The organism is Bradyrhizobium sp. Kon56 (genome assembly GCF_055807635.1).
This window is the reverse complement of record NZ_JBVVOU010000675.1, coordinates 1-231: the sequence shown is the minus strand read 5'-3', so window position 1 is coordinate 231 and position 231 is coordinate 1. Positions and strand designations below refer to the sequence as shown.

The window sequence follows — 231 nt, the reverse complement described above, 5'->3', positions numbered from 1 at the left end:
CCGGCCTCGCAGACCGGCCCGGGCAAGCCGCGGGTCGTCGCCGTCAAGAACCGCATGGCGGGCAAGGCCGCGCTGGTGCGGCGCGGCGCCTCCGAGCTGCTGTTCGCGGTGCGCACGTTCCTGGCGTTGACACGGGAGTTGAGGCGAGGCGACGTCGTGCTCACCGTCACCGCACCGTTCATGCTGCCTTACGCAGTCGCGGCGGCGGCGAGGCTGAAGGGCGCGCGCTCG

Annotated in this window: 1 pseudogene; it reads left to right on the top strand. The window is 73.6% G+C overall.

Annotation, left to right across the window (positions count from 1 at the left end):
* Nucleotides 1-231 (top strand): annotated as a pseudogene (locus tag AC0L3B_RS40480) (glycosyltransferase family 4 protein); the annotation flags it as partial.